Raw genomic sequence first — 26360 nt, forward strand, 5'->3', positions numbered from 1 at the left:
CCTGGAGGCGCTGCGCACCTCCGTCAGGCGTCGCGCGGCGCGTAGGTGCTCACGACGTTGCCCTTGCTCGTCACGGTGCTGTCGACCAAGCGCAGGCGCGTGGGCGGGTCGGTCGGTTCGAAGAGCCTGCGGCCCGAGCCGGCGATCGCCGGGTGCACCATGAGCTGCAGTTCGTCGAGGACCCCCGCGAACAACAGGCTGCGGACGAGCGTGACGCTGCCGCACACCGCGATGTCGGCGCCGTCCCGCTGCTGCAGCCCGCGGACGAACTCCGGCACGTCGCCCGTGATCCGGGTGCTGTTCTCCCACGCCAGGTCGTCGCCGAGCGTGGTGGACGCCACGTGCTTCTCGATCGGGTTGATCCACTGGCCGAAGGGGTCGTCGGGGTGGGCGGGCCACCACTCGGACCACTCCAGGTAGCTGTTCCTGCCGAGGAGGACGGTGTCGGTGCGGGCCATGAACGCGCCCATGCCCGCACCGAGCTCGTCGTCGAAGGAGTCGTACTGGAAGGTGTACGGGTCCTGCACGACGCCGTCGACCGACGTGAAGAGTCCAGCGGTGACCTTGCGCATGGTCGGAGCGTAGCCCTCAGCTGTTCGCGGAGGAACCGCTCGTGTCCGATCCGGTGCCGGTACCGCTCCCGGTGCCGCCCTGCGTGCCGTTGCCCGGGAACTGTCCGGTGCCGCCGCCGGGGAACTGGTTCGTGCCGCCGTTCGTGCCCGGCACCTGCGTCGTGGACTGACTCGTGCCGCCGCCGATCGCGTGTCCGATGGCGAAGCCGATGCCGCCACCGACGAGCAGTGCCCCGAGGCCGACCCCGACGGCCAGCACCTGCCAGAACCACGGCGGTCGCGGGCCGCGCCCGCGCCGGGGCGTCGCCGCGGACCCGTACCAGGGCGTCGCGCCGTTCGGGGCGCCCGGGTTCCACGAGCCCGCGGAGGGTGCCGGTGTCGCGTACGGGTGCTCGGGCGCCGGCGCCGGGGCGTCGAGCGTCGCGGTCGAGGTGGGCGTCGGTGCGGCGCCCCAGCCGGCCGGGCTGGCGGGGTACGGCGTGGTGGGCTGGTGGGCAGCGGGGTCCACGCCGTCGCGGGACTCGGGGTTCACGGGGGTGCGCTCGGTCATGAGGACGAGTACAGACCGGTCGCCTGTGCGTGGGCGATGACGACGCTGGTGCGTCACTGTGCACAGCGCCGTCCGCGTAGCCTCGCATCGTGCGCGCGAGAGTCGAGACCGTCCGGATCGACGGACTCCCCGTGCGCCTGCACACCCTCGCGCCGGCCGGCAGGGTGCACGACGCCCTCGCCCCGACGGTCGTGCTCGTGCACGGCATCGGGATGTCGCACCGGTCGTTCGCACGGTCGCAGCGGGCGCTCGCCGCGACGCACCGGACCGTGAGCGTCGACCTGCCGGGCTTCGGCGGGCTCCCGGCGGCCAGCCGGCGCCTCACCATGACGGAACTCGGGGACCTCGTCGTCCGCGCCGTGCGGTCCCGCGGGGCCGGGGACCTCGTGCTCGTCGGGCAGTCGATGGGGACGCAGGTCGTCGCCGAGGCGGCCCGTCGGCACCCGGACGCCGTCGCCTCGGTCGTGCTCGTCGGTCCGGTCATCGCCGCCGGTCGTCGCCGACTGCTCACGCAGGCGCTCGACCTCGGGCGGGACGGCTTCGTCGAGGGCGCCCGGATGAACGCCGTCCTCGTGACCGACTACCTGCGGAGCGTGCGGCAGTACGTGCCCGAACTCCGACCGATGCTCCGCTACCGCCTCGAGGACACCGTCGCCGAGCTCGCGCAGCCGGTGCTCGTCGTCCGTGGCACCGAGGACCCGATCGCACGCCCCGACTGGTCCGCCCGGGTCGCCGCCACCGCCCCGCGCGGCGCGTTCGTCGAGCTGCCGGGGCCGCACCACGTGCAGGAGCGCCATCCGGTGGCGTTCGCGCGGCTCGTGGGGGAGTTCCGCCGCGTGCAGACCCTCGAGGGGCTGCGGTGACCGACGCGACCACGTCGGGGACGGACGGGACGCGCACGGACCGCACCGCGCCTCCCGTCCGCGTCTCCCTGCTCCGCCGCACCCGGTGGGCCGTCCTCGACTGGTGGTACGCGATCCGCTGGCAGGTGCGGAGCCTCGGGCCGACCACCGCCGACGACTACCGGAGCGGCGACGGCCAGCCCGTCGTCGTCGTGCCCGGCGTCTACGAGACCTGGCACTTCATGCGTCCGCTCATGGACGCCCTGCACGACCGGGGACACCCCGTGCACGTGCTGCCGGTGCTGCGGCACAACCTGCGTCCGGTGCCGGAGTCCGCGGCGGAGGTGCTGGCGTACCTCGACGAGCACGACCTCCGCGACGTCCTGCTCGTCGCGCACAGCAAGGGCGGGCTGATCGGGAAGTACGCGATGACGCGCCTCGACGACCACGGGCGGATCGACCGCATGGTGGCAGTGTCGACGCCGTTCGCGGGCTCCGGGTACGCGCGGCTCGCACCCGTCCGCCACCTGCGGGCGTTCCGGTCGAGCGACCCGGTGCTCGCCGGCCTCGCACGGGAGCTCGACGCGAACGCCCGCATCACCAGCGTGTACGGCGTCTTCGACACGCTCATCCCCGAGGGCAGTGCGCTCGCCGGAGCGACGAACGTGCGGGTCCCGGTCGGCGGGCACTTCCGCATCCTCGGCGACCCGCGGACGCGTGCGGCGGTGCTGGCCGCGGCGGATCCGGACCACCCGGGCACGGCCGAGCCCCGGCCCGGCCCGACCCCGGCCGAGCCCCGGCCTGGCCCGACCCCGGCCTGAGCCCTAGGCGCCCGGCAGGAACAGGCAGAAGGGGTGTCCGTCGGGGTCGAGCAGCACGCGGACGTCGTCCTGCGGCTGGAACGCCGCCTGACGAGCGCCGAGCCCCTCCGCCCTGGTCACCGCCGCCGGCAGGTCCTCCACCTGGAAGTCGAGGTGCAGCTGCATGCCGGGGGCGTCCTCGGTGCCGGGCCACGTGGGCGCCACGTAGGCGGGTTCGTACTGCACGGAGAGGCCCGGGCCGTCCTCGGGGCGGATGCGCGCCCAGGTCGGGTCGTCCTCGTGGACGGTCCAGCCGGTCAGCGCGCCGTAGAACCGGGCGAGCGCGAGGGGGTCCGGCGACTGCAACACGGTGGCGGCGAGCGTCGGCATCGACGGGTCGGCAGCGTTCATGCGGCGGAGCGTACGCCGGACCCGCCCGCCCCGGTCAGCGCGTGGCCACGCTCGCGCGCTCGACGATCCGGTGCGGCACCACGACGGTCTCGGGCGGAGCCTCGCGGTCCTCGATCCGCCGGGTGAGCAGGTCGAGCGCCGCCGTCGCGAACGCCCGTCGGTCGAACGACACCGTGCTCAGCGCGGGGATCGCGTACGCGGCCCCGTCGACGTCGTCGAACCCGATCACGCTCACCTGCTCGGGGACCCGCACGCCACGCGCGGCGAGGACGTGCAGCACGCCGAACGCGATCGAGTCGGTGAACGCGAACACCGCGTCGGGCAGCGGGTGCTCGTCGAGCCACGCCGCGAACGCCGACGCCGCCGCGCTGGTCGACCACGCCGGCAGCGGGACCCGCAGCTCCGGGTCCGCACCGATGCCCGCCGCCGCGAGGCCCGCGAGGTACCCGCGCTCCCGCAACTCGCTCGTCGCGGTGGCCTCGACGTCACGGGCGGCACCGACGATCGCGATCCGACGGTGGCCCTGTTCGACGAGGTACGACGTCACCTGCTCGGCCGCGGCACGGCTGTCGACGTGCACCTGGTCGACGTGCTCGGGCTCCACCTCGCCGATGACGACGGTCGGGGGCAGCCCCTCGGTCGAGGCCAGCACGCTCGCGCTGAGCGACACCGGGTTGAGGATCAGCCCGTCGACGAGGTGCGCTCGGGCACGCGAGACGAGGTCCCGCTCGCGGGCGGGGTCGTTCGCGGTCTGGTCGAGCTGCACGGTCCAACCGCGCTCCCGCGACAGTTCGACGAACCACTGCGCGAGTTCGGCCGAGTAGGCGCTGGCCATCTCGGGGAGCGTCAGGGCGATCGCACCCGAGCGTCCGTTGCGCAGACCCCGGGCGGACAGGTTCGGCACGTAGTCGAGCTCGGTGAGTGCCTGCTCGACCCGTGCGCGGGTCTCCGGGCGCACCACGACACCGCCGTTGATGACGTTGGAGACGGTCTTCGGCGACACCCCGGCGAGGGCAGCCACGTCCCGCACGGTCGCGCGCATCGCCACGAGCGTAGCGCGGCTGCGGCTCAGGGACGCACGTACCGGTGCACGTACGTGGTGTAGCCGACGGGGACGGTCGCGCTCCCGGCGGTCTCCGGATCGTCGTCGAGCACACGCCGCACCCGGTCGAGGAGGGCGGTGCGCTCGTCCGGCGGCAGCACGATGACGTAGCTGCGCGAGGCGACCATGTCGAGGAACGCCGACCGGTCCTGCTCGTGCACCCACGGGAACCGCTCGTGCTCGACGGCGCCGCCGTCGAACGGTGCTCCGACGACCGGTGCGCTCTGGACGCTCGCCCGCGACTCGGGCTGGGACAGGATCGCGCTGATCCGGGCGGACCAGGGCCGGGTCTCGTCGCGGACGTTCCACACCAGACCGAGGACGCCGCCGGGGCGGAGGACCCGGGCCGCCTCCTGCGACCCCCGCACCGGGTCGACCCAGTGCCACGCCTGCGCGAAGGTCACGGCGTCGGCGCTCCCGTCGGCGAGGGGGATCGACTCGCCGGTCCCCGCGAGCGCCCGCACGTCGGGCAGCACCGCGGTGAGCCGTTCGCGCATCGCCGGGTCCGGTTCGACGGCGACGACCTCGGCGGCGCGTCCGACGAGGCTCCGCGTGAACTTGCCGGTCCCCGCGCCGACGTCGGCGACGAGTCGGGCGTCCGCCGGCAGGAGCCAGTCGACCGCCGCGTCCGGGTACCCCGGCCGTCCGCGCTCGTAGGCGTCGGCGGCGGCTCCGAACGAGTTGGCGTACTCCTCGAGGGTCATGCGTCCAGCATGCCCCGCCCGGCCGGGTGGCGGACCGGAGGCGCGGGTCGGGCCGGTCGCGTGCCTCCCGGCCGGCCGTGTGACGGACTGGAGGCGCGGGGCGGGGCCGCCACGCGCCTCCCGTCCGCAGTGGGGTCGCCGGGCGACGCGTCGCTCACGCCGTCGGGACGGGCACCGTCCTGCCGGTCCGCACCGACTCCTGCGCCGCGAGGACGATCGACAGCGTCCGCAACCCGACCTGCACGTCGGGCTTGGGCTGCACGCCGTCCCGCACCGCGTCGAGGAACGTCCGCAGCATCGGCACGTCGTGGTCCGCCCCGTACCGCAGCTCGATCGGCCGGCCGCCGACCGCGTCGAGCCCCCTGGCCGCCGCGCCGAAGAAGTCGACCGACACCGTGCCGCCCGTCCCCGCGACGTCGAGCGTCAGGCCGCCCCACGCGGGCGCCGTGTCCGGGCGGCTCCACGAGCAGTCGATCGCGACGACCATCCCGGTGTCGTAGGTCACCGTCACGAGCCCGGCCGTCTCGGCCCGTGCGCGCTCGGCGTGCAGCACGCGGTTCGCGACGGCGGTGACGGACACCGGTCGCGCGCCGGTCAGCCCGTCGACGAGGTCGGCGACGTGCACGACGTGGTCGACGATCGCGCCGCCGCCGCTCAGCGCCGGGTCCGTGAACCAGTCGCGCGTGAGCGGCAGCATGCCGTTGTTCGCGCCACGGACCGAGAACACCGTGCCGAGCGCACCCGACGCGTGCGTGGCCCGCAACCGGTCGAACGCCGACGCGAACCGCACCGGGTAGGCCATCATCAGCGTGACCCCGGCGCGCTGCACGGCGTCGCGGATCGCGAGGCCGTCCTCCCACGAGGTGGCGAGCGGCTTCTCGCAGAGCACGTGTGCGCCGGCGGCGGCGGCCCGTTCGACGAACTCGCGGTGCCGCACGTTCTCGCTGGTGACCACGACGGCGTCCGGTCCCCACGCGAGGAGGTCGTCGACCGTGTCGGCGTGGTCGACGCCGAGCGCTCCGGTGAGGTCAGCGCCCCGGAGTTCGCCGAGGGTCGTGCCGGTCGAGACGCCGCCGGGGTCCGTCCCGCGCACCTCGACGTCGGGCATCGCGGCGAGCGCCGAGAGGTACCCGATCGCGTGCGTGTGGGCGAAGGACAGGACGCCGACGCGGAGGGTCACAGCGTCACCTCCACGGGTTGTCCGGACTCGATCGACGCCAGGGCGGCATTGGCGAGGCGTACCGCGACGGCACCGTCCGCCGCACTGACGCGGGGGAGCGGCCCGCCGTCGAACGCGGCGACGAAGTCCGCGAGCTCGAGGGCGTACGGGTCCTCGGTGGGGTCGACGGCCGGCAGGAACCCGTCGACAGCGGTCGGGGTCGCGAGGTCGGCGCGGGTGTCCTCCTCGGCGAGGGACGAGTGCGACAGGCTGCCGCGCGTGCCGGTCACCGAGTACTCCGTGCTGAAGGCCAGGTGCGGTGGTCCCCAGAGTCCGGCGACGTGGCTGATCGCGCCGGACGCGTGCGTGAGGAGGACGTGCGCGGCCTCGACCGGGCGCTCGTCGTCGCCCGTGCGGACGGTGACGGCGGACACCCGGGTGACCGGGCCGGCGACCCAGCGGGCGATGTCGAGGTCGTGGATCATCTGGTCCATCACGATGCCGCCGGACTGTGCCCGGTCGCCGAACCACGCGACTCGGGTCGGGAACGCCCCGGAGCGGGAGAAGCGCAGGACGGCGAGGTCGCCTAGGAGGCCCGTGGTGACGGCCTCGTGCAGGCGCCGGTACGCGGGGAACCAGCGGACGACGTGCGCCGGGTAGAGCTGTAGGCCCGCGTCCGCCGCCCGGGCGACGAGGTCGTCGGCGTCGGCGTCGGTGCGGGCGAGGGGCTTCTCGGAGACGACGTGCCTGCCCGCCGCGAGTGCCGCGCGGACGACGGTGGCGTGGGCCGGTGTCGGGACGACCACGTCGACGACGTCGACCGCGGCGAGCAGCTCGTCGAGTGAGTCGGCGACGGTGATCGTGCTGCCGACCCGTGCGGCCTCGTCCGCGAAGGCGGCGGCGAGCGCGGGCGCACCGTCCTGCGAGTGCACGACGAGGTCGCCCAGGCGGAGGAGCCCGGGGACGTGCGCGACCGCGATGCCGCCGGCGCCCACGAGTCCGATCCGCCGGCGTGGTCGGGGTGCTGACTGCAGCGTCATGGAGCCAGCGTAGAGGTCCGCCGGACGCGGTGCGGCGATGCGACCCGGCTTCGTCCCGATGGACCGTTACAACGATGGAAACGTTTGGCAACGGGTTGCCGCACGGTTGCCGTCACCGCCAGGGTCGCTCCAGGAATCCAACGGAGGGGGCCACCGAGTGACGAAGCTCGACGACCGTGCGACGAACCGCACGAGGACCGCTGCACAGCGCGACCCGGGAGCGGCACCACCACCCGACCCCGGGCTCCGTCGGCGCAGCACGTGGCAGCGGATCCGCCGTGACCGCGTCCTCCTGCTCATGGGCCTGCCCGGCGTCGCGCTCCTGCTCGGGTTCCACTACCTGCCGCTGCTCGGGAACCTCATCGCGTTCCAGGAGTACCTGCCCTTCGTGCCGCTCGGCCGCAGCCCCTGGGTCGGCGTCGAGAACTTCTCCGTCATCTTCGACGGCGACCCCGAGTTCCTCCGCGCCCTCGGCAACACGCTGCTCATCACGCTCGTGCAGGTCGTGTTCGTGTTCCCGGCGCCGATCATCCTCGCGCTCATGCTCAACTCGCTGCTCTCCGAGCGGATCAAGCAGGTCGTGCAGTCGGTGCTGTACCTGCCGCACTTCCTGTCGTGGGTGATCGTGGTCGCGGTGTTCCAGCAGATCCTCGGCGGCTCCGGACTCGTGAACAACGCCATCCGCGCGGCCGGCGGTGACGCGATCGACTTCCTCGGCAACCCGAACGGGTTCATCGCCCTGCTGACCAGCCAGGTGATCTGGAAGGACACCGGGTGGGCGACGATCCTGTTCCTCGCGGTCCTCAGCCAGATCGACGCGAGCCTGTACGAGGCCGCGAAGATGGACGGCGCGAGTCGCTGGCGGCAGCTCTGGCACGTCACGCTGCCCGGCATGCGCGGCATCATCATCCTGCTGCTCATCCTCCGGCTCGGCGACTCCCTGACCGTCGGGTTCGAGCAGATCCTCCTGCAGCAGCAGGCCGTCGGCCGGGCCGCGAGCGAGGTCCTCGACACCTACGTCTACAACAACGGCGTGCTCGGCGGGCAGTGGGGCGTCGCCGCAGCGGTCGGGCTCGTGAAGGGCGTCGTCGGCGTCCTGCTCGTCCTCGGCGCCAACAAGCTCGCGCACGTCTTCGGCGAAGCGGGCGTCTACCAGAAGGAGGCGAAGTGACCGCCACGCACACCGTGACCGTCCCCCGGACGAAGAAGCGCCGCCGCGGTGGCCCGGACGCGCCCCCGCTGCCCGGACGGCTGCTCACCGGGTTCGTCCTGCTCGTGATCTGCCTCGTCGTCATCCTGCCGTTCGTCGGCATCGTGTCGACCAGCCTCGCGCCCGTCGCCCAGGTGAACGACGCCGGCGGGTTCGTGATGTGGCCGCAGGGACTCGACCTCGGCGCGTACCAGAGCATCTTCGCCGGCGGCGTCGTCACCCGCGCGATGCTCGTCAGCATCGGGATCACCGTCGTCGGGACGCTCATCAGCCTGTTCGTCAGCGCGATGCTCGCCTACGCCCTGAGCCGTCCGGGGTCGTACGGCTCCGGGTTCGTCCTGAGCCTCGTGCTGGTCAGCCTGCTGTTCGCGCCCGGGCTCATCCCGAACTACCTCGTCGTGAAGGAGTTCGGGCTGCTCGACTCGTACTGGGCCCTGATCCTCCCGACGGCCCTCAGCGCGTTCAACGTCATCGTGATGCGGTCGTTCTTCATGGCGATCCCGAAGGAGCTCATCGAGTCCGCCCGCATCGACGGCGCCGGCGACTTCCAGGTCTTCTGGCGGATCGTGCTCCCGCTGTCCAAGGCCGTCCTCGCCGTGATCGGCCTGTTCTACGCGGTCGGCTACTGGAACGCCTTCTTCAACGCGCTGCTCTACATCAACGACACCGCGAAGTGGCCGCTCCAGCTCGTCCTGCGCACCTACGTCATCAACAACGCACAGCTCGGCGGCGCCGACCTCGGCACGTCCTCCGACGCGCTGCCCCCGCAGGCCTCGATCCAGATGGCGATCCTCGTCGTCTCGATCGTGCCGATCCTGATCGTCTACCCGTTCCTGCAGCGGCACTTCGCCAAGGGTGTCCTGACCGGCGCGGTGAAGGGCTGACCATGACCACCTCCATCAGCCGCCGCGCGCTCGTCGCGGGCGGACTCGGGATCGCCGCCACGACCCTCCTGGCCAGCTGCTCGACCGTGACCCGGTCCACCGACGTCCGGGCCATCAACAAGGCCGTCCAGCTGCCGGACTACGTCCCGTGGACCGGCGGCCCCGAGCCCGTCCTGCCGAAGACGAGCCCGCTCATGCCGAGCGCCTTCCGGAAGATCCCGGCGACCCTCGTGCCGACCAGGGGCAAGCCCGGCGATGGTTCGACCGTGCACGGCAGCGTTCCCACCAACTCGCCCGTCCCGCCCTCGAAGGGGAGCAACCCGTACTGGCAGGGCCTCGACGAGCGGATGGGGATCGACCTCGACCTGACGATCACCCCGAACGCGGACTTCGGCAACAAGTTCGCCACCCAGGTCGCGGGCGACACCCTCGGCGACGTCTTCACGATCAACCAGGCGTTCTCCTACCTGCCGCAGTTCCTCGAGGCGAAGGCCGCCGACCTCAGCCCGTACCTCTCCGGCAACGGCGTCCGCGACTACCCGTACCTGGCGAACCTGCCGACGGCGTCGTGGCGCGGGACGGTGTTCTCGGGCGGCATCTACGGCGTCCCCGTGCCCCGGGGGCCGCTGACCTCGCAGGCGCTGCACCGCCGCCAGGACCGCTTCGAGCGGCTCGGCGTCGACCCGTCGTTCTCGAGCGTCGACGAGTTCGTGCAGCTCTGCCGGCAGGCCTCCGACCCGCACGCGAACCGATGGGCCCTGGCCTCGGTGCCGACGAGCATCCTCGCGCCGATGCTCGGCCTGCCGAACCAGTGGCAGGAGCAGGGCGGGCACCTCACCCACATGTACGAGCTCGAGGAGTACGTGGAGCTCCTCGACGTGTCGCGCCGGCTCATCGCCGAGGATCTCGTCCACCCCGACAGCGTCACGGCCTACAACGGCAAGGTCTGGTTCGTGCAGGGCTCCGCGCTGATGCTGTCCGACACGTACAGCGCGATCCCGGGACTCCTGCAGCAGGCCACGCCCGGCTCCGGGTTCGAGCTGACGATCGCCCCGTTCGTCGGACCGTCGGGAGGCGCTGCGAAGCCCTGGTTGGGCGACCTGAACAACACGATCACGTCCGTGGCCGCGGGCTCCGAGTCCCGGGTGCGGATGCTCCTCGAGGTCCTGAACTGGTGCGCGTCGCCGTTCGGCACCGAGGCCTGGACCTACCGCAAGTTCGGCATCGAGGGGCGCGACTTCGAGTACCGCGACGGCGCCCCGGTCCTGACGAAGACCGGCAACAGCGAGACCGCGCTCGGCGAGTTCCCGCTGCAGTACTTCACCGAGTGCCCGCTGCCGCTCTACTACGCGGGCAACCCGACGATGACCGACACCGTGTACGAGTCGCTGGCGTCCTGGCTCGACCGCGGACTGCCGAACCCCGTCTACGGCCTGTACTCGCCGACGAACTCGACGAAGGGACCGGCGGTCGGCACGTTCGCGACGAACGCGATCAACGACGTGCTGCTCGGGCGGGCGACGGTCTCGTCGTGGCGGGCGACGGTGCGCGACTGGCGCCGCCGGGGCGGCGACGCGATCCGCCGCGAGTACGAGCAGGCGCTGGAGGCGCGCGCCTCCTGACGCGGCTGCTGACGGACGGGAGGCGCGGGTCGGCCCCGCCCCGCCCCTCCCGTCCCGCAGCCCGGCGCGCCCACCCCCCCCACCGGACTCCGCTGGCTCGCGGACGTCCGCATCCGCCTCCGGTCGTGACCGTTCCGGTTCGCGGAACCCGGGGATCGCGAACCGGAACGGTCACAGGTCGCGCGGATTGCCCGAACCCGGCGCGCTCCGTGCCCTACGCTCGGGCTGTGGGGAAGCGCGGCATCTACGTCGAGACGGTCATCGACGCGGACGTCGACCGGGTGTGGGCGGCGACGCAGGACCCCGAGCAGCACGTCCGGTGGGACGTCCGCTTCTCCGAGATCGTCCCCGAGCCGGCGGACGCCGACGGTGCCGCCCGCTTCACGTACGTCCGGCGCTCCCCGGTGCACGACGTGCACGGCACCGGCGTGAGCATCGGAGAGCGACGTCGGGCGGACGGCACCCGCACGTCGGCGCTCCGGTTCGCGACCGACGACCGGCTGTCGCCGATCCGGGCCGGCCGCGGCTACTGGCGGTACGTCCCGACCGACGACGGGCGCACCCGGTTCGTCACCGGCTACGACTACGACTCCGGCTGGGGCCCGCTCGACCTGGTGGTCCGGCCGCTCCTCGGCTGGGTGACCGCGTGGAGCTTCGACCGGCTCCGGATCTGGCTGGAAGGCGGGGCCGAGCCGGAGGCCTGGCCGCTCACCTCGGTGCTGCAGCCGTGGCGGCGGGACCGGCCCCGCGCCTCCAGGACCCGCCGCGCGCCCGTCGGGGGCACCCGGCGAGGCGACCAGCTGCACGACGCGCCCGCCACCCTGGCAGCGTTGCCCGACCCGGGAGGCGACCGATGAGCTCGGTGTTCGAGGAGGCGCTCGGCGCCGACTTCCAGCGGCTGCACCCGCAGATGCGCCGCAGGTTCGGCGTCGGTCTCGACGCCGCCGAGGCGTGCACCGGCCGCGGGGTCATGACGTCGATCCGCCGGGGACCGTGGTGGACCGTGCCGTTCCTGCAGATCGGGCGTCTGCGGAACATCCTCGTCCCGGACGTCGGGACGGACGTGCCGTTCACGATCGAGAACTACCCCTACCGTGACCGGTACGGCCGCGAGACGGTGACGTTCGTCCGGACCTACACGACCAAGCCCGGGCGGACGGCTCGGTTCGACGCCACGATGGTGCTCGTCGACGGCCGGATGCTCGACTACCTCGGTTCCCACCAGCACCTCGCGGTGGACCTCGACCTGACCGTCGACGACCGCGGTGGCCTCGTCCTGACCTCGGAGGCGCAGCGGTTCTACGAGGGGCCGATCGCGTTCCGTTTCCCGATGCTGTTCAGCGGTCGCGCGACCCTCCACGAGTGGTGGTCGGACGACGACCAGGCGTTCCACGTCGACCTCGAGGTGCACAACCGCGTCTTCGGGTTCCTGTTCGGCTACCGCGGGACGTTCACCTGCGAGTGGACGCCGGCGACCGACGCCCCCGAGCGGTTGAAGCCGCGGCGGACCGAACTCCGGACCTGACCGCGGCGGCGGGCACCAGGGGCCTTCAGCGGCGGAGCCACCCCGCCTCGGCGAGCACCGTCTGGAGCTCGTCGACGAACCGGGACCCGTGGAAGCCGTCCGTGACCGCGTGGTTCACCTGGAGCGCGAGCGGCATCAGGGTGCGTCCCTCGACGAACCGGTACCGGCCGATGGTGAAGATCGGCAGCAGGTGGTCCCAGCCGTCCCGCACGTGCAGGGCGAACCCGGTGAACGACGCCCCGGGCAGGGTCGAGATGTCGAACACGTTCCGCGGGCGGTCCTCCTGCGGGAACATCCGGTGGTCGTCCCGGTAGCGCTCCATCGTGGCGACCGCGGCCTCGTGGAAGCGCGCCGGATCGTCGTCGTACGGCACGGTCAGCACCGAGAACGTCTCGGTGTCGGGGTGGAACACGGTGAACATCGGGTGCACCACGTCCCAGACGGCGGGCGACCCGTCGTCGAGCAGCTGCATCCGGAACTCGGCGTGCCGGTTCACCACCGAGGCGATCGCCCAGATCTGCGACGCGTACGTGCGGCGGTCCGTGGCGCGCACGGTCTCAGCGAAGTCCGTGACGTCGAGCTCGACGGTCATCTCCCACGTGCAGGGCACCCGGTCGCGGTAGTGCTCGAAGTGTTCGCGTCGGGGCCAGCGGTCGAGGTCGACGGGGCGGAGCTCGGTCATGGGACCAGCTTCGTCGCGAGCGCCTGGTCGAGTGCCGAACGGTCCCCGTCGATCGTCACGGCGACCGTGTCGAGCGGGCGTCGGCCCCAGAGGACGAGCAGCAGGTCCTCCGCCCGCCCCGTCACCCGGACCGCCGGTCCGGCACCCGCCGTCCCGACGAGCTCCGCCTCGCCGTCGGCGTCCGGGAACCGGAACACGACGGTCTCCGACAACGGGTCGACGCGGCCGAGGCGCACCTGGCGCGGGTACAGGTCGCCGACCACCTCGCGCACGCCGTCGGCCGCGGTGTCGGCCTGGAGGCGCGGCTCGCCCCCGACCGCCTGCTGCGCGTCCCACAGGTGGATCGTCGTCTCGTGCAGCTGCCGTCGTACCCACGTGCCGGCCGTGTCGGGTGGGTAGATCGCGCTGCACGCCGCGTCTGCGGGACGCGCGCGGAGCGCGGCCACGAGGCGGTCCGCGCCGGCGCGGAACCGGTCGGCGAGGTCGGCGGGCTCCGGCGCTTCAGGGTCGTCGGGGTCGCCCGGGTCGTCCGGCTCGGTTCTGGTGAGCTGACCGAGGGCCCAGCGGTGGATGTCGGTCAGGTGCCCGGCGAGGTCCGCCAGCGTCCACCCCGGGCAGGACGGCACCACGGCACTGTGGTCACCGGACCGGAGCACCGCCTCGAACCCGTCGATCGCCTCCTCGAGCAGATCGATGCGGGCCCGATGGCTGGACCTGTCGGCGACGTCGACGCCGCTCGAGCGCAGGGCAGCCCGGAGTCCGTCGACCCCGGTGAAGTGGTGGACCCGCATGCCGAGTTCGACGGCCCCGGCCAGCTTCCGCTCCGAGTCGTCCGTGAAGAACACCTCGGGTCCGTCCAACCCGAGCGCGTCGAGCACGTGCCGGAAGGCCCGGACATCGGGCTTCGCGAACCCGATCTCGTGCGAGCTGAACACGGCGTCGACCCGGTCCTGCAGGCCGAACGAGGCCACCTCGGCCGGGATGCCGTCCGTGCCGTTCGTGAGCACCGCCGTCGTGCACCCGGCGGCGCGGAGCTGGTCCGCGAGGGCCAGCACGTCGGCGTCGGGGGTGAACGGGTGTCGGCCCCAGGCCTCGGCGGCGGCCTGGTCGCCGATGCGCTCACCGATGGCCCGGACCCACTCGGCTCGGGTGATCCGGCCGGTCGTCACCTCGTCGATCAGGGGTGCGGCGAACGCCACCGCCTCGATCGTTCCCGGGGACAGGTCTTGCGCGCGTTCGATGGTCTCGACGTGCTCCGGCTGGAAGTGTCGGATGACGCCGTCCAGGTCGAACAGGACCGCGCGGATGCCCGTCACGAGCCGTCAGTCGTTCGGACGGATGAGGCAGAACGGGTGCCCGGCCGGGTCGAGGTACACGCGGAACGTGTCCGTCCCCGAGCCCGTCGCCGTCGCCCCGATGGCCAGGACCGCGGTCTCGCCGACGTCCAGGTCGTCGACCTTCACGTCGAGGTGGCTCTGCTGCGGGACGTCCTGGCCGGGCCACTCGGGGGCGCGGTACTCCGCCACCTGCTGGAAGGCGAGGATCGGCCGGTGGTCCGTGAAGGGCAGGGCCACCTCGGCCCACTCCTCGTCGTAGCCGACGATCTCACCGCCGAGCAGTTCGGCGTAGAAGCGGGCGAGTGCCCGGGGCTCCGCGCAGTCGAGGACGATGACGTCGAGTGTGCCGATCACAGGAGTGCTCCCGTCGTGAGGATGGTGGAGGTGAACAGGACCCAGTCGTTGATGATGTGTGCGCCCGTGCTGACGGCGATGTTCTTCGTGCGGATGTACGCGAGCGTCAGGACGAGTCGTGCGACACCGATGACCAGGAGCGCCTGGGCGAAGTTCCAGTCGTAGGTCGGGAGGTGCGCCGCGCCGAACCAGACGGCGGTGACGAGCCAGGCCACCAGGACCGCCCGGTTGCGGGACATCCCGCCGCGGAAGCAGAACGACATCACGGCCAGGAACGGCAGGATCGAGAAGAGCTCCTCGCCGAACAGCTGGATCGCCGTGCCGAGGTAGAACGTCGTGATCTCCGCAGCGCCGTGGACGCCGTCCGTCGCGCCGTTCGCGTTCGCGCCGAAGACGTACTTGACGAGGATGCCCATCGCGAAGCTCACGACGATGTTCGCGATCGCGAACAGCACCATCGTGAGGACGTCCCGCCCCGTGGTCCGCTGGAAGATCCGCGACCAGTGCCGCCGGGTGAAGACGATGAACACCGCGAGGGGGATCGCGGCGAAGAGGAACCGGGGGACCAGCGACTGGACGTTGTCCGCCGCGGGGGTGAAGCTCAGGACGAGGAACCCGACGGCACACGCGGCGATCACCGCCACCCACTGCAGGATCGACAACGGCAGCGGATCACCGTCGTAGTACGGGAAGTCCCGCCCGTCCCTGCGCTCGATCGCCCTGCCGTAGCGGGCTTGCACCCGTTCCGGCCCTGCCGTCGTCCCCACCATGTCCCGAGGCTAGCGGGATCAGCGGGCGGCGGCCAGCGCCTTCGTGATGCGCTGCAGCGAGACCGTCTCGGCGGTGCCGAGCTCCTGCGCGAACAGACTGAGCCGGAACTCCTCGAGCATCCAGCGGGTGTGCACGAGTTCGGGGTGCGCTCCGACGGACGGCGGGAAGGTGCCGCCCGCGTCGATGTACCGGTCGGTCGCGACGGTGACCTCGCGCATCCACGTGGCGTCCCGCCCGGGGTTCTGCAGGAGCTTCTGCACGCGGGCGTCGACGCCCTGCAGGTACACCCGGATGCGCCGGAGACGATCGAGCCCGGCGACCGAGACGAACCCCGGGAACACAAGCCGCTCCATCTGTTGCCGCATGTCCGTGAGCGCCGGCAGGAGCGACATCGAGTTCGCCTGCTTGAGCGACCGTTCCGCGGCCCGGTGCGCGGCGAGGACCGCGGCCGCCTCGGACACGGCGGTGAACATCGTGTCGACGACGGTCGCGGACACGGTGTCGCGCACGGACTCGAAGTCGGTCTTCGTGAACACCAGCCCGTCGGGGTGCGCCCGGCGGATCCCGGCGTCCACGACCGCCGCGAGGACGTCGTCGAAGAGCGCCGCGGTGGAGGGGTACGGGCTGGCGGCGAGTGCGAGCTTCTCCTGCGCGGTCAGGTGGGACTGGATGTAGGAGACCGGCGAGGGCACCGCGTGCATGACCAGCCGCCGGACACCCGCGGGCATCCGCACGGCCCGGTCGGACGGCGTCGCGAGCAGCTGGACGCCGACCGTCGCCTTCGGGCCGTCGCCCTCCTCCACGAGGGACGGGTACGCGCGGATCACGCCTCCCGCCTGCTTCGTGTCGAGCACCTGCGGCAGGTCGTCGGACGGCCAGGTGGTGAGTCCTGACCGCTCCACGGCGCCACCGGAGGTAGCGGACGCGACGCGAGCCGCGCCTCCTGGACGCCCTGCGGCGCGCGTCGTCGCCGAGGCGACGCTCTGCTGTGTCCGGTCCTTGAGCTTCGTCTGCAGGGCCGAGAGGTCCTTGCCGGCCTCGACCCGACGGCCGCGTTCGTCGACGATCGCCCACGTCGGCAGGAGGTGGGCCGGTACCCGCGAGAGGTCGAAGTCCGCCTCCGACACCGGCACGTACGTCATGCGCTGGATCGCCTTGGCGAGGGTGGCGCGGAACGACTCGGTCGGCTCGGTCGGGGCGTCGTCGGGGAGCTCGGCGACGATCTTCTCGGCCCAGTCGGCAGCGGGGACGACGTTCTTCCGGATCTGCTTCGGTAGGGACTTGATGAGCGCCGTGACGAGCTCCTTGCGGAGGCCGCGGACCTGCCAGTCGAAGCCCTCTTCGCGCATGCGCGGGAGCAGTGCGAGCGGCACCTGCACGCTCACGCCGTCGTCCTGCGCGCCGGGTTCGAACCGGTACTTGATCGCGAGGCGCTGGTCGCCGCTCCGCCACTGGGTCGGGTACTCCTGCTGGTCCTGTGCGGCCTCGGCCGCGTCTTCGTCCAGCAGGTCCGACCGGCGCATCGTGAGCAGGTCCGGCTGCTCGCGCCTCGTCTGCCGCCACCAGCCCTCGAAGTCGCGCGTGGTCGCGATGTCGGCCGGGATGCGGGCGTCGTAGAACTCGAAGACCCGCTCGTCGTCGAAGAGGATGTCGCGGCGACGCGTGCGCTCCTCGAGCTGTTCGAGTTCGCGCCGCAGCTTGCGGTTGTCGCGGTCGAACGCCTGCTGCGCGTCCCACTCGCCCTCGACGAGCGCGTGCCGGATGAAGAGCTCACGCGAGTGCTCCGGGTCGACGCGCTTGTACTGCACGCGGCGGCGCTGGACGATCGGGACGCCGAACAGGGTGACCCGTTCGTAGGCGACGGCCGCCCCCTGCTTCTTCTCCCAGTGGGGCTCACCGTACGTGCGCTTCAGGAGGTCCCCGGCGAGCGGCTCGACCCACGCCGGGTCGATCCGACCGACCGTCCGGGCGAAGAGCCGACTCGTCTCGACGAGTTCGGCGGCCATCACCGCGTCCGGCTGCTTCTTGGCGAGGACACTGCCGGGGAACACCACGAACCGGGTGTTCCGCGAGCCGAGGTAGTCGCGCTTCTCACGGTCGCGCAGGCCGATCTGGCTGAGGAGTCCGGCCAGCAGGGAACGGTGCACCGCGTCGCCGTCGTCGGAGCGCGCCTGCCCGATGCGGACGTCGACCTGCTTCGCCGCGCGGGAGAGCTGCCGGTACAGGTCCTGCCACTCGCGGATGCGGAGGTAGTTCAGGAACTCGGCCTTGCACAGGCGGCGGAACGCACTGGACGAGAGCTCGTCCTGCTTGTCCTCGATGTGGTTCCAGAGGTTGAGCAGGGTGAGGAAGTCGCTCGTCGGATCGGCGAACCGGGAGTGCAGCTGATCGGCGTGCGCGCGCTTCTCGAGGGGGCGCTCGCGCGGGTCCTGGATGCTCAGGGCGCTCACGACGGCGATGACCTCGCGCCCGACGCCCTGCCGACCGGCCTCGAGCACCATGCGTCCGAGCCGGGGGTCGATGGGCAACCGGGTGAGCTGCTTGCCGGTCTTCGTGATCGTGCCCGCGGCGTCGACGGCTCGGAGCTCGCGGAGCAGGTCGAGGCCGTCCTTCACACCCCGGGAGTCCGGCGGCTGCAGGAACGGGAACGCCTCGATGTCACCGAACCCCAGCGAGATCATCTGCAGGATCACCGCCGCGAGGTTCGTCCGCAGGATCTCGGGGTCGGTGAACTCCGGGCGGCGTTCGAAGTCGTCCTCGGAGTAGAGCCGGATCGCGATGCCGGCGCTCGTGCGGCCCGCGCGACCGGAGCGCTGGTTCGCGCTCGCCTGCGAGATCGCCTCGATCGGCAGTCGCTGCACCTTGGCCCGCGGCGAGTAGCGCGAGATGCGGGCGGTGCCGACGTCGATCACGTACTTGATGCCGGGGACCGTCAGACTCGTCTCCGCCACGTTGGTCGCGAGGACCACTCGGCGTCGGATGCCCGGTGTGGTGCGCCGCTCGAAGACCCGGTGCTGGTCGGCGGCGGACAGACGGCCGTAGAGCGGGAGGACCTCGGTACCGGGGTAGCGCTTGCCCTCGATGGCGTCCTGGGCGTCGCGGATCTCGTTCTCGCCGGAGAGGAACACGAGGACGTCGCCCGGGTCCTCCTGCGCGAGTTCGTCGAGCGCGTCGGTGATGCCCTGCATCGTGTCGCGGTCGTCGGCCGTGCGCCCGCCGTGGTCGTCCGTCCGCGGATCGTCCTCGTCGCCTTCGTCGTCGCGGTCGGCGTCGTCGGCGTCCTCCGCGACGAGCGGGCGGTACCGGATCTCGACCGGGTAGGTGCGGCCGGACACCTCGATGATCGGTGCGCCGCCGAAGTGCTGCGAGAACGACTCGGGGTCGATCGTCGCACTCGTGATGATGAGCTTGAGGTCCGGCCGACGGGAGAGCAGCCGCTTGAGGTAGCCGAGCAGGAAGTCGATGGTGAGGGACCGCTCGTGCGCCTCGTCGATGATGATCGTGTCGTACCGCTTGAGGTCGCGGTCGAAGTGGATCTCGTTGAGCAGGATGCCGTCGGTCATCAATTTGACCCGGGTGTCGGAGGACACCTTGTCGGTGAAGCGGACCTGGTACCCGACGAGGCCGCCGAGCTCGCCCCCGAGTTCCTCGGACACGCGCTCGGCGATGGTCCGGGCAGCGATCCGTCGGGGCTGGGTGTGCCCGATGTGCTCACGTCCGAGCTCGAGGCAGATCTTCGGCAGCTGGGTGGTCTTGCCCGAACCCGTGGCACCGGCGACGATCACGACCTGGTTGTCGCGGATGGCGGCAGCGATGTCGTCCCGCCGCTGCGACACCGGCAGTTCGGGCGGGTACGTGATGACGGGCAGCGTGGTCGACATGAGCATTCCAGGATACCCGTCAGGCGTCCGGGGCGCTGAGCTGTGCCGTCAGCTCGCCGACCGACCGCGCGGGCAGGGCGCACACGCGGTCGTGGCAGACGTACCCGGCGGGGTCGAGCCCGTCGCGGGACTCGAAGAGCGTGAAGCCCGCGGTGGACCAGTCGGTCGCCTGCGCCGGGGTCACCGTGGCGACGACGGTCCCCGGACGCCGAGCGCCGCGGGCCGCCGCACGGATCGGGTCATCCGGGTCCGAGGCGACCACGACGACCTCGCGCGAGGGACGCTGCAGCGCGAGCGCGACCCCGAGGGCATCGGCGTGCCCGAGCGGCCGCTCCGTCCCGGTGACGGCCCGGTCGGTCACGAGCGACACCGCCGCCCCCCGGTACGACTCGTCGCCGGTCAGTGCGGCGAGCGTCGCGGCGGCCGCGGCGAGTGCGACCGTGCCGGAGCGCATGGCGGTCTGCGGCTGCTCGCCCGTGGCGGTGCCGGCTGCCGCGAGCACCGGGTCGGTGTCGAACCGCCCGGCCAGGCCGTCGTCGACCAGCGTGCGCGCGACGTCGGCGTAGGGGAGCTCCCCGGTGACGAGGGCGAGCTCGAGGAGCCCTTCGGCGAGGAGTCCCACGTCCTCGATGGTCGGCGCCGCCGTCGACGCGCCGCGCGGAGTGCTCGACCGCACCGACACGTGTCCGTCCGTGAGGTGCCCGGCGACGATCGCGTCGGCCGCACCCCGTGCGAGCGCGATCATCTCGGCATCCCCGTGGCGGGCCCCGGCGATGGCGAACCCCCGGATCGCCAGGCCGTTCCACCCGGTGAGCACCTGGTCGTCGAGCGGCGGGGGATCGAGCCGCCCGCGCTCGTCGAGCGGGAGTCGGTACCACTCGCCCTCGACCCGCCGGCCGTCGATGGTGGACTCGCTGTCCTGCGCCGCGACGAACGCGCCGTCCGCACGCCGGAGCGTGTCCCGCAGGAAGTCGGCGATGCCCCGGGCCTGCTCCGCCCCGGCCACCGCGAGCACTCCCGCGTTGTCGTAGAGCATCCGCTCGTAGTGCGGCACCGACCAGTCGCGCTTGGTCGCGTACCGGAAGACCCCGCCGTCGGCGTCGGTCAGCTCGCTCGCGCGGATCGCGTGCAGGGAACGTTCGAGCAGCGCGGACGCCCGAGCGTCGTCGGCGGCGACGTCTGACAGGAACTCGAGCAGCGGCGCGCTCGGGAACTTGGGGGCACCGCCGAATCCGCCGTATGTGGTGTCCTCGGCCTGTGCCAGTTGGTCGACGACGGCTCGGACGTCGTCGACGCTCGGGAGGCGCGGCTCGTCCCCGTCACCGCCCGCGCCACCGCGGGCGGTCCGGTCCGCCTCGGCCCCCTGCCGGATCGCCGCCGCGATCGCACTCGCGTTCGCGTCCACCTCGTGCCGGCGCTCGGTCCACGCGTCGAGCACCGCCGCCAGGATCTGCCGGAACGCCGGCACTTGCCCGACGGGCGACGGCGGGAAGTACGTCCCCGCGAAGAACACGTGCCCGTCCGGTGTGAGGAACGTCGTCAGGGGCCAGCCGAGCTGCTGCGTGAAGGCACTCGCCGAGGCCATCAGGCTGGCGTCCACGTCCGGCCGTTCTTCGCGGTCGACCTTCACCGCGACGAAGTCCTGGCGGAGGAGCTCGCCGATGCCCGGGTCGGAGAAGCTCTCGCGTGCCATGACGTGGCACCAGTGGCACGTGGCGTAGCCGACCGACACGAGCACGGGGACGTCGCGTTCGCGGGCCTCGGCGAAGGCTTCCGGAACCCACTCACGCCAGTCCACCGGGTTGTCGGCGTGCTGGCGGAGGTACGGGCTGACGGCGGAGCCGAGGCGGTTGTCGGTCATGCGTCCAGCCTGCCTCGACCGTCCTGGGTGCGCTGCCCTCAGTCGCGATCTGTGGACGGATCCGCGGTGTCCACAGGCAGCCGCAGACCGACCCAGCCCACGAGCGACGCGAGCTGCGCGGCAACGTCGGCCGGCGACCGGGAGTCGGTGTCCACCCGGGTGACGTCGTCTCGGACAGCCGAGTCGAGCCTCCTGGCCGTCCGTGTGCTGTGCGCCAGCTGCGCCTCGGGAAGGTGCCCACCAGATCGACGGCGCAGCCGGTCGGCGGTCGTCGTGTCGCCGGCGCGGAGCAGCACGGCGGTCACGACGGGATCGTCGCCCATCGCCTCGGCCAACGCGTCCCGCTCCAGCACCGACACGGTGTTCGTGTACACGAGCCGGTGGTGGCCGAGTTCGCGGTACCGGGCCCACATCGCGGCGAGGTTCCGTTCGGCGAGGCGGGCCTCCGGGTGCTCGACGTGCGGCGCGGGGTGGGCGAGGTCGAGGAAGTCGCCCTCGATGACGGCGTGCCGGACGTCGGCGGCGACGAGCAGGTCGTGCAGTGCCTCTGCCGCGGTCGACTTGCCCACGCCGGACCTGCCCCCGATGAAGAGGACCTCGGAGCGGGGCACGGCGTCAGTCCCGGCTGAGCGACAGGAGGGCGAGGGCTGCGTCCTCGGGGCCGTAGTCGAACAGCCGGTCCCAGAACGGGTCGTCGGCCCACGGCACGTCGCTGCCGACCGGGACCGCGTGCGCCGTCTCGACGAGCCAGTCGAGCTCCGGCCGGACCGCGGTCGCGAACACGGGCGGCTCCCACCCGAGGGAGCGTGCAGCGGTGGTGTCGAGCACGAACGGCGTCGGCGTGGTCCACGGGGTGGTGCCCACGAACGCGGGGGCGTCGGCGTCGAGCAGGACCTCGTCGAACGGGTGGTCGAGGTGACCGGCGATGGTCCGGACGATCTCGAGCACGCTCGGCGCGGTGTCGTCGGCGACGTTGAGGATGCGGCGGTCCGGTGCGTCGGCGACGAGGCGGACGAGGGAACCGATGCCGCTGGCCGCCGTGGTGTGGTCGACGCTGCGGCCGTGGTCGGCGAGGAGGATGCGCTCCCGACCGTCCAACGCCCGCCGGACGACGAACCACTCGCGGGGCCGACCGATGCCGACGCCGTACACCTTCGAGGGCCGGACCACGGTGACCGGGGCGCCGTGGTCGAGCAGCACCTGTTCGGCGGCGACCTTGGCGGCGCCGTAGCCGTCACGACCGGTGGGGTCGCCGTCGCCCGCCGCGACGGTCGGCTGCAGCTCGGTCACTGCGCCGCCGAACACGGGCTTGTCCAGCGAGTTCGCGTGCCGACCCTGCTCGTCGGCGTACACGGCCTTCGACGACACGAACACGGTCGAGCCGACGTCCTCGAGGAAGGGCAGGAGCTGCCGGGCGTCGTCGCGGGTGAGGCCGACCGTGTCCACCAGCAGGTCGGCGCCGGGGCGGAGGAGGTCGCGGAGGACGGCGGTGTCGCGACGGTCGCCCGGGGTGAACGTCGCTCCCGCCGCGGTGAGTTCGTCGGCGACGGGGCCACCGCGCCGGCCGACCACGTCCACCTGCCAGTCGCCGCCGCCGCGTCCGGAGGCGTCGAGGAGCGCACGCGCGACGGCCGAACCGATCCCGCCGGTACCGCCGAGGACGACCGCGCGTCTGGTGCTCATGGGTCAACGGTAGTCGGCGCGGGCGCGGTGCAACCCGAGACGGCCGCCGGCGTTGGCGCCCGGGGTCGTCGGGCTAGGAGGCCAGTGCCTCGGGCTCGCGCCGCCACCAGTCGAGCAGGGACCCGTCGTAGACCCGGACCTTCTCGTGGCCGAGCACCGTCAGCGCGAGGGCGTCGACGCACGCGGCACTGCCGACACCGCAGTACGTGACGATCTCATCGGCGTCGAGCACGGACGCGAAGGCCTGCTCGAGGGCGGGACGGCGCAGGTACGCGTTCGTCGTGGGGTCCACGAGCGTGTCCACGGTGATCGGGGTGCTGCCGGGGACGATCGGCGGGTGTTCGGCGCCGAGGGCGGACTCGGGCGCGGCGAACACCAGCGACGCGGGCTGCTCGCCCGAGACGGCACGGAGGACTCGCTCGTGGTCGGCCCAGAGCGGACGCTCCTCGCCCGCGAGGAAGGTCGTGGTCGCCGTCGCGTCGCCCACGTGCGACGCCGGGGTCGACGCTGGCTTCGGCGCCGATCGGAGCGCGCCGACGCGCACCGGGCGACCCTCGTCCCGCCACTTCGTGAAGCCCCCGTCGAGCACAGCGACGGAGTCGAAGCCGAACGAGCGGAAGATCCACCAGAGCCGCGCCGACCACTCGCCGACGCTGTCGTCGTAGACCACGACCGTCGAGGTGTTCGTCACGCCGAGGTCGCCGGCGGCGGACTCGAACCGCTCGGCGCCGGGTCGGGTGAACGGGACGTCGGCGTCGGGCGTGGAGAACGCCTCGACGAGGTCGGCGTACCGGGCACCCGGGACGTGTCCGCGCTGCTCGTAGGAGTCCCGCGCCGTCTGCCACGTCGTCTCGAGACCGGTCCCCGCGGTGTGCACGGACGCGTCGAGCACGACGAGTTCGTCAGCACCGAGGTGGTCTGCGAGCCACTGCGTCGACACGAGCGGCGAGGTCAGGACGGGGGCCATGCCGGAAAGGGTAATCGGCACCCCTGACGTGTGCGAGGGAAACCGACACACGGCGCAACCGGGCCGCGTCCTGCGGCGGATCGTCAGACCGGACGGAGCGGTTCCGGCGCGCCGGCGGGGACCTCGACGCGGATGCGGTCTCCGGGGCGGACGACCCCGCCGGTGACGACGACGGCCATCACGCCGCCCTTGCGCTCGACCGAGCCGTCCTCGGCACGACCGAGCACGGCGCGGAGGAGCCCGGGCTCGAAGTCGTTGATCTGCTGGCAGGGGTTCCGCAGGCCTGTCACGCGGACGCAGGCGTCGTCGCCGAGGTGCAGGAGCGTGTCGGTCGGCAACCCGAGCAGGTCGACGCCGCGGGTGGTCACGTTCTCGCCCATCTGGCCCGGGGCGACCTCGTATCCGGCCTCGGCGACCTCGTCGAAGAGTTCGGTGTGCAGCAGGTGGACCTGCCGCAGGTTCGGCTGCGAGGGGTCCCGCGCGACCCGGGACCGGTGCTGGACGGTGGTGCCGGCGTGTGCGTCGCCCTCGATGCCCCAGCCGGCGACGAGCACGACCTCGTCCACGACCGGCTTGCTGAACCGGTGGTCGGTGTCGCGGCTGACGGAGACGACGGCGGCGTGGTCTTCCTGGTGTTCGGTCACCCCTCGATCCTGGCGCGGATCGGGTCGGGGCGCGAGGGGGTCCCGCGCGGAGTGCGACGTTCCGCGAGTCGATCCACCCGCGGGTTGTCGAAGACCGCGTGCAACCCAGGGCGAGCCCGCGAGCGACGAACGGCCCGCCCCGGGGAACCGGGACGGGCCGTTCATGTCGAGCGGGGTGGGTCAGTGCGCCGCGGTCGGGATGCTGCCCGTCGTCGCCGCGCTGGCGTGCTCGAGCTTCGCGAGCCGCACCGACTGGCGGTTGATGAGGAGCCCACCGGCCAGGGCGACCAGGACGAGCACGCCCGCCGAGATGCCGAACGCCACGTGGTACCCGTCGAGAACGGCCTGCGCCTGCTGGAGCTTCGTCGGCGCCGCGGAGAGCCCGGAGAGGCTGTTCGCCACGACGTCGGCGAAGATCGTCGACAGGAGCGCGGTGCCGATCGAGCCGCCGATCTGCTGCATCGTGTTCACCGTCGCCGAGGCCACGCCCGCGTCGGCACGGGCGACCCCGGTCGTCGCGGTGTTCATCGCGGACGAGAAGATCGTGCCCATGCCGAGGCCGATCACGATGAGCGCCGGCAGGACGGTGCCCGCGTAGGAGCTGTCGAGGTCCGTGCGGAGGAGCAGCAGCAGGCCGATCGACGCGACGAGACCACCGGCGAAGATGAGCACCTTCGGCCCGACGCGGGGGAGCAGGCGACCGCCGATCTGCGTCGCCGAGATCATGATCGACAGCGGCATCGGCAGGAACGCCAGACCCGTCTGCAGCGAGCTGAACCCGAGGGTCTGCTCGAGGTAGTAGGTCAGGAACAGGAAGATGCCGAACATGCCGATCGCCACCAGGCCGATCGCGATGAACGAGCCACCGCGGTCACGGTCGAGCACGACCCGGAGCGGCAGCAGCGGGTGCGCGACACGGGTCTCGATGAACACGAACGCCGCGATGAGCACCACGCCGGCCGCGAGCATGACGATCGTGAGCGGGGAGTCCCAGCCGTTCGTCTCGGCGTTCGAGAAGCCGTAGACGACGCCGACGAGGCCAGCCGTGATCGTGAGGACGCCGGCGACGTCGATGCGCGGACGCTCGACCTTCGGCGGCTTCGCCATGAAGACCAGGGCGCCGATCACGCCGAGGACGGCGAACACGACGTTCACGTAGAGGCACCAGCGCCACGACGCGTACTCGGTGAGCACGCCACCGAGGAGGAGGCCGATCGCGGCACCGGAGCCGGCGATCGACCCGAAGATGCCGAACGCACGGCCGCGCTCCTTCGGGTCGCGGAAGGTCGTCGTCAGCATGCCCAGCGCGGAGGGGGCGAGCAGCGCGCCGAACACGCCCTGCAGTGCACGAGCGGCGACGAGCAGGCCGAACGAGTCCGCCAGGCCGCCGAGCACGGACGCCACGGCGAAGCCGACGAGCCCGATGATGAAGGTGTTCTTCCGGCCGAAGAGGTCGCCGAGCCGCCCGCCGAGGAGCAGCAGCGACCCGAACGCGAGCGAGTACGCCGTGACGATCCACTGGCGCTGGTCGGTGCCGAAGTCGAGGTCGGCCTGGGCCGAGGGCAGTGCGATGTTGACGATCGTCGCGTCGAGCACGACCATCAGCTGCGCGAGGGCGATGACCGCCAGGGCGATCCAACGGTGGTTGCTCTTGTCGGGCGTGGAGCCGGAAGTCGTGGGTGCTGTCCCGGTGGGGGTCGGCACGGTCTGTTCTGCCGTCACGGCAGCCTCCTTCGAGAAGGTGGAGGGATGGTGGAGC

At 72.4% G+C, this 26360-nt stretch carries 25 protein-coding genes; 7 read left to right on the forward strand and 18 right to left on the reverse strand.

The features are described from left to right. Positions 1 to 23: 23 nt before the first annotated feature. Positions 24 to 572, reverse strand: coding sequence for a dihydrofolate reductase family protein (locus tag ACEN8D_RS15150; RefSeq protein WP_413461825.1), 549 nt, complete (start codon positions 570 to 572; stop codon positions 24 to 26). Between the two features lie 16 nt (positions 573 to 588). After that, complete coding sequence (locus tag ACEN8D_RS15155; RefSeq protein ID WP_413461824.1) at positions 589 to 1122, reverse strand: hypothetical protein; 534 nt, start codon at positions 1120 to 1122, stop codon at positions 589 to 591. Between the two features lie 89 nt (positions 1123 to 1211). On the opposite strand from ACEN8D_RS15155, the gene ACEN8D_RS15160 reads away from it, so the two are divergent. Together ACEN8D_RS15160 and ACEN8D_RS15165 are read left to right on the forward strand one after the other, a co-directional pair. Further along, entirely contained in the window at positions 1212 to 1985 is a 774-nt protein-coding gene (locus ACEN8D_RS15160) for an alpha/beta fold hydrolase (protein WP_413400231.1), read from the forward strand. Further along, entirely contained in the window at positions 1982 to 2785 is an 804-nt protein-coding gene (locus tag ACEN8D_RS15165; RefSeq protein ID WP_495601061.1) for an esterase/lipase family protein, read from the forward strand. Before ACEN8D_RS15160 ends, ACEN8D_RS15165 begins: the two co-directional genes overlap by 4 nt. A 3-nt stretch (positions 2786 to 2788) precedes the next feature. Here ACEN8D_RS15165 and ACEN8D_RS15170 read toward each other — a convergent pair whose 3' ends face one another. From ACEN8D_RS15170 to ACEN8D_RS15190, 5 genes are all read right to left on the reverse strand, one after another. Then, a complete protein-coding gene (locus tag ACEN8D_RS15170) occupies positions 2789 to 3175 on the reverse strand; it encodes a VOC family protein (RefSeq protein WP_413400403.1) in 387 nt (128 codons plus the stop codon). Positions 3176 to 3209: 34 nt separating this feature from the next. Further along, on the reverse strand, positions 3210 to 4217 hold the full coding sequence (locus ACEN8D_RS15175) for a LacI family DNA-binding transcriptional regulator (protein ID WP_413461894.1): 1008 nt from the start codon (positions 4215 to 4217) through the stop codon (positions 3210 to 3212). 26 nt (positions 4218 to 4243) lie between these two features. After that, positions 4244 to 4981 (reverse strand): class I SAM-dependent methyltransferase, encoded by a 738-nt coding sequence (locus ACEN8D_RS15180; protein ID WP_413461893.1) that lies wholly within the window; start codon positions 4979 to 4981, stop codon positions 4244 to 4246. Between the two features lie 154 nt (positions 4982 to 5135). Continuing rightward, positions 5136 to 6161, reverse strand: a complete 1026-nt coding sequence (locus ACEN8D_RS15185; protein ID WP_495601062.1) for a Gfo/Idh/MocA family protein — start codon at positions 6159 to 6161, stop codon at positions 5136 to 5138. Beyond that, complete coding sequence (locus ACEN8D_RS15190; protein ID WP_413399398.1) at positions 6158 to 7180, reverse strand: Gfo/Idh/MocA family protein; 1023 nt, start codon at positions 7178 to 7180, stop codon at positions 6158 to 6160. The genes ACEN8D_RS15185 and ACEN8D_RS15190 overlap by 4 nt, the downstream gene beginning before the upstream one ends. A 157-nt stretch (positions 7181 to 7337) precedes the next feature. On the opposite strand from ACEN8D_RS15190, the gene ACEN8D_RS15195 reads away from it, so the two are divergent. From ACEN8D_RS15195 to ACEN8D_RS15215, 5 genes are all read left to right on the forward strand, one after another. Further along, positions 7338 to 8351: an ABC transporter permease gene (locus ACEN8D_RS15195; protein WP_254790898.1), complete on the forward strand. Its 1014-nt coding sequence runs from the start codon at positions 7338 to 7340 to the stop codon at positions 8349 to 8351. Continuing rightward, positions 8348 to 9274, forward strand: coding sequence for a carbohydrate ABC transporter permease (locus ACEN8D_RS15200; RefSeq protein WP_175496031.1), 927 nt, complete (start codon positions 8348 to 8350; stop codon positions 9272 to 9274). The genes ACEN8D_RS15195 and ACEN8D_RS15200 overlap by 4 nt, the downstream gene beginning before the upstream one ends. A gap of 2 nt (positions 9275 to 9276) precedes the next feature. Further along, positions 9277 to 10896 (forward strand): type 2 periplasmic-binding domain-containing protein, encoded by a 1620-nt coding sequence (locus tag ACEN8D_RS15205; protein WP_413461758.1) that lies wholly within the window; start codon positions 9277 to 9279, stop codon positions 10894 to 10896. Positions 10897 to 11123: 227 nt separating this feature from the next. Continuing rightward, positions 11124 to 11753 (forward strand): SRPBCC family protein, encoded by a 630-nt coding sequence (locus ACEN8D_RS15210; RefSeq protein WP_495601063.1) that lies wholly within the window; start codon positions 11124 to 11126, stop codon positions 11751 to 11753. Further along, positions 11750 to 12421, forward strand: coding sequence for a DUF4166 domain-containing protein (locus ACEN8D_RS15215; protein WP_413400173.1), 672 nt, complete (start codon positions 11750 to 11752; stop codon positions 12419 to 12421). The genes ACEN8D_RS15210 and ACEN8D_RS15215 overlap by 4 nt, the downstream gene beginning before the upstream one ends. A gap of 25 nt (positions 12422 to 12446) precedes the next feature. On the opposite strand, the gene ACEN8D_RS15220 is transcribed toward ACEN8D_RS15215, so the two are convergent. The 11 genes from ACEN8D_RS15220 to ACEN8D_RS15270 form a co-directional block, all read right to left on the reverse strand. Then, complete coding sequence (locus tag ACEN8D_RS15220) at positions 12447 to 13103, reverse strand: CatA-like O-acetyltransferase (protein ID WP_071296078.1); 657 nt, start codon at positions 13101 to 13103, stop codon at positions 12447 to 12449. Continuing rightward, positions 13100 to 14419 carry an HAD-IA family hydrolase gene (locus ACEN8D_RS15225; protein ID WP_413461315.1) on the reverse strand — a complete coding sequence of 440 codons (1320 nt, stop codon included), beginning with the start codon at positions 14417 to 14419 and terminating at the stop codon, positions 13100 to 13102. The genes ACEN8D_RS15220 and ACEN8D_RS15225 overlap by 4 nt, the downstream gene beginning before the upstream one ends. Positions 14420 to 14425: 6 nt before the next feature. After that, positions 14426 to 14794 (reverse strand): VOC family protein, encoded by a 369-nt coding sequence (locus ACEN8D_RS15230; protein WP_309886093.1) that lies wholly within the window; start codon positions 14792 to 14794, stop codon positions 14426 to 14428. After that, on the reverse strand, positions 14791 to 15564 hold the full coding sequence (locus tag ACEN8D_RS15235; protein WP_309886095.1) for a CPBP family intramembrane glutamic endopeptidase: 774 nt from the start codon (positions 15562 to 15564) through the stop codon (positions 14791 to 14793). Before ACEN8D_RS15235 ends, ACEN8D_RS15230 begins: the two co-directional genes overlap by 4 nt. 18 nt (positions 15565 to 15582) lie before the next feature. Then, complete coding sequence (gene hrpA / locus ACEN8D_RS15240) at positions 15583 to 19446, reverse strand: ATP-dependent RNA helicase HrpA (protein ID WP_413399382.1); 3864 nt, start codon at positions 19444 to 19446, stop codon at positions 15583 to 15585. 19 nt (positions 19447 to 19465) lie between these two features. Then, positions 19466 to 21307: a thioredoxin domain-containing protein gene (locus ACEN8D_RS15245; RefSeq protein ID WP_413461316.1), complete on the reverse strand. Its 1842-nt coding sequence runs from the start codon at positions 21305 to 21307 to the stop codon at positions 19466 to 19468. A 38-nt stretch (positions 21308 to 21345) separates the two neighbouring features. Continuing rightward, positions 21346 to 21918, reverse strand: coding sequence for a P-loop NTPase family protein (locus ACEN8D_RS15250; RefSeq protein WP_413400153.1), 573 nt, complete (start codon positions 21916 to 21918; stop codon positions 21346 to 21348). Between the two features lie 4 nt (positions 21919 to 21922). Continuing rightward, positions 21923 to 22990 (reverse strand): NAD-dependent epimerase/dehydratase family protein, encoded by a 1068-nt coding sequence (locus ACEN8D_RS15255; protein WP_413461317.1) that lies wholly within the window; start codon positions 22988 to 22990, stop codon positions 21923 to 21925. A 73-nt stretch (positions 22991 to 23063) separates the two neighbouring features. Continuing rightward, on the reverse strand, positions 23064 to 23957 hold the full coding sequence (locus tag ACEN8D_RS15260; RefSeq protein WP_071296072.1) for a sulfurtransferase: 894 nt from the start codon (positions 23955 to 23957) through the stop codon (positions 23064 to 23066). 83 nt (positions 23958 to 24040) lie between these two features. Further along, the gene (locus ACEN8D_RS15265) at positions 24041 to 24601 is read right to left on the reverse strand and encodes an MOSC domain-containing protein (RefSeq protein WP_413398460.1); all 561 of its coding nucleotides are present in this window, start codon (positions 24599 to 24601) and stop codon (positions 24041 to 24043) included. A 180-nt stretch (positions 24602 to 24781) separates the two neighbouring features. After that, positions 24782 to 26323: an MFS transporter gene (locus ACEN8D_RS15270; RefSeq protein WP_309776680.1), complete on the reverse strand. Its 1542-nt coding sequence runs from the start codon at positions 26321 to 26323 to the stop codon at positions 24782 to 24784. Positions 26324 to 26360 lie beyond the last annotated feature (37 nt).

It is taken from the genome of Curtobacterium sp. Curtsp22, from assembly GCF_059492135.1.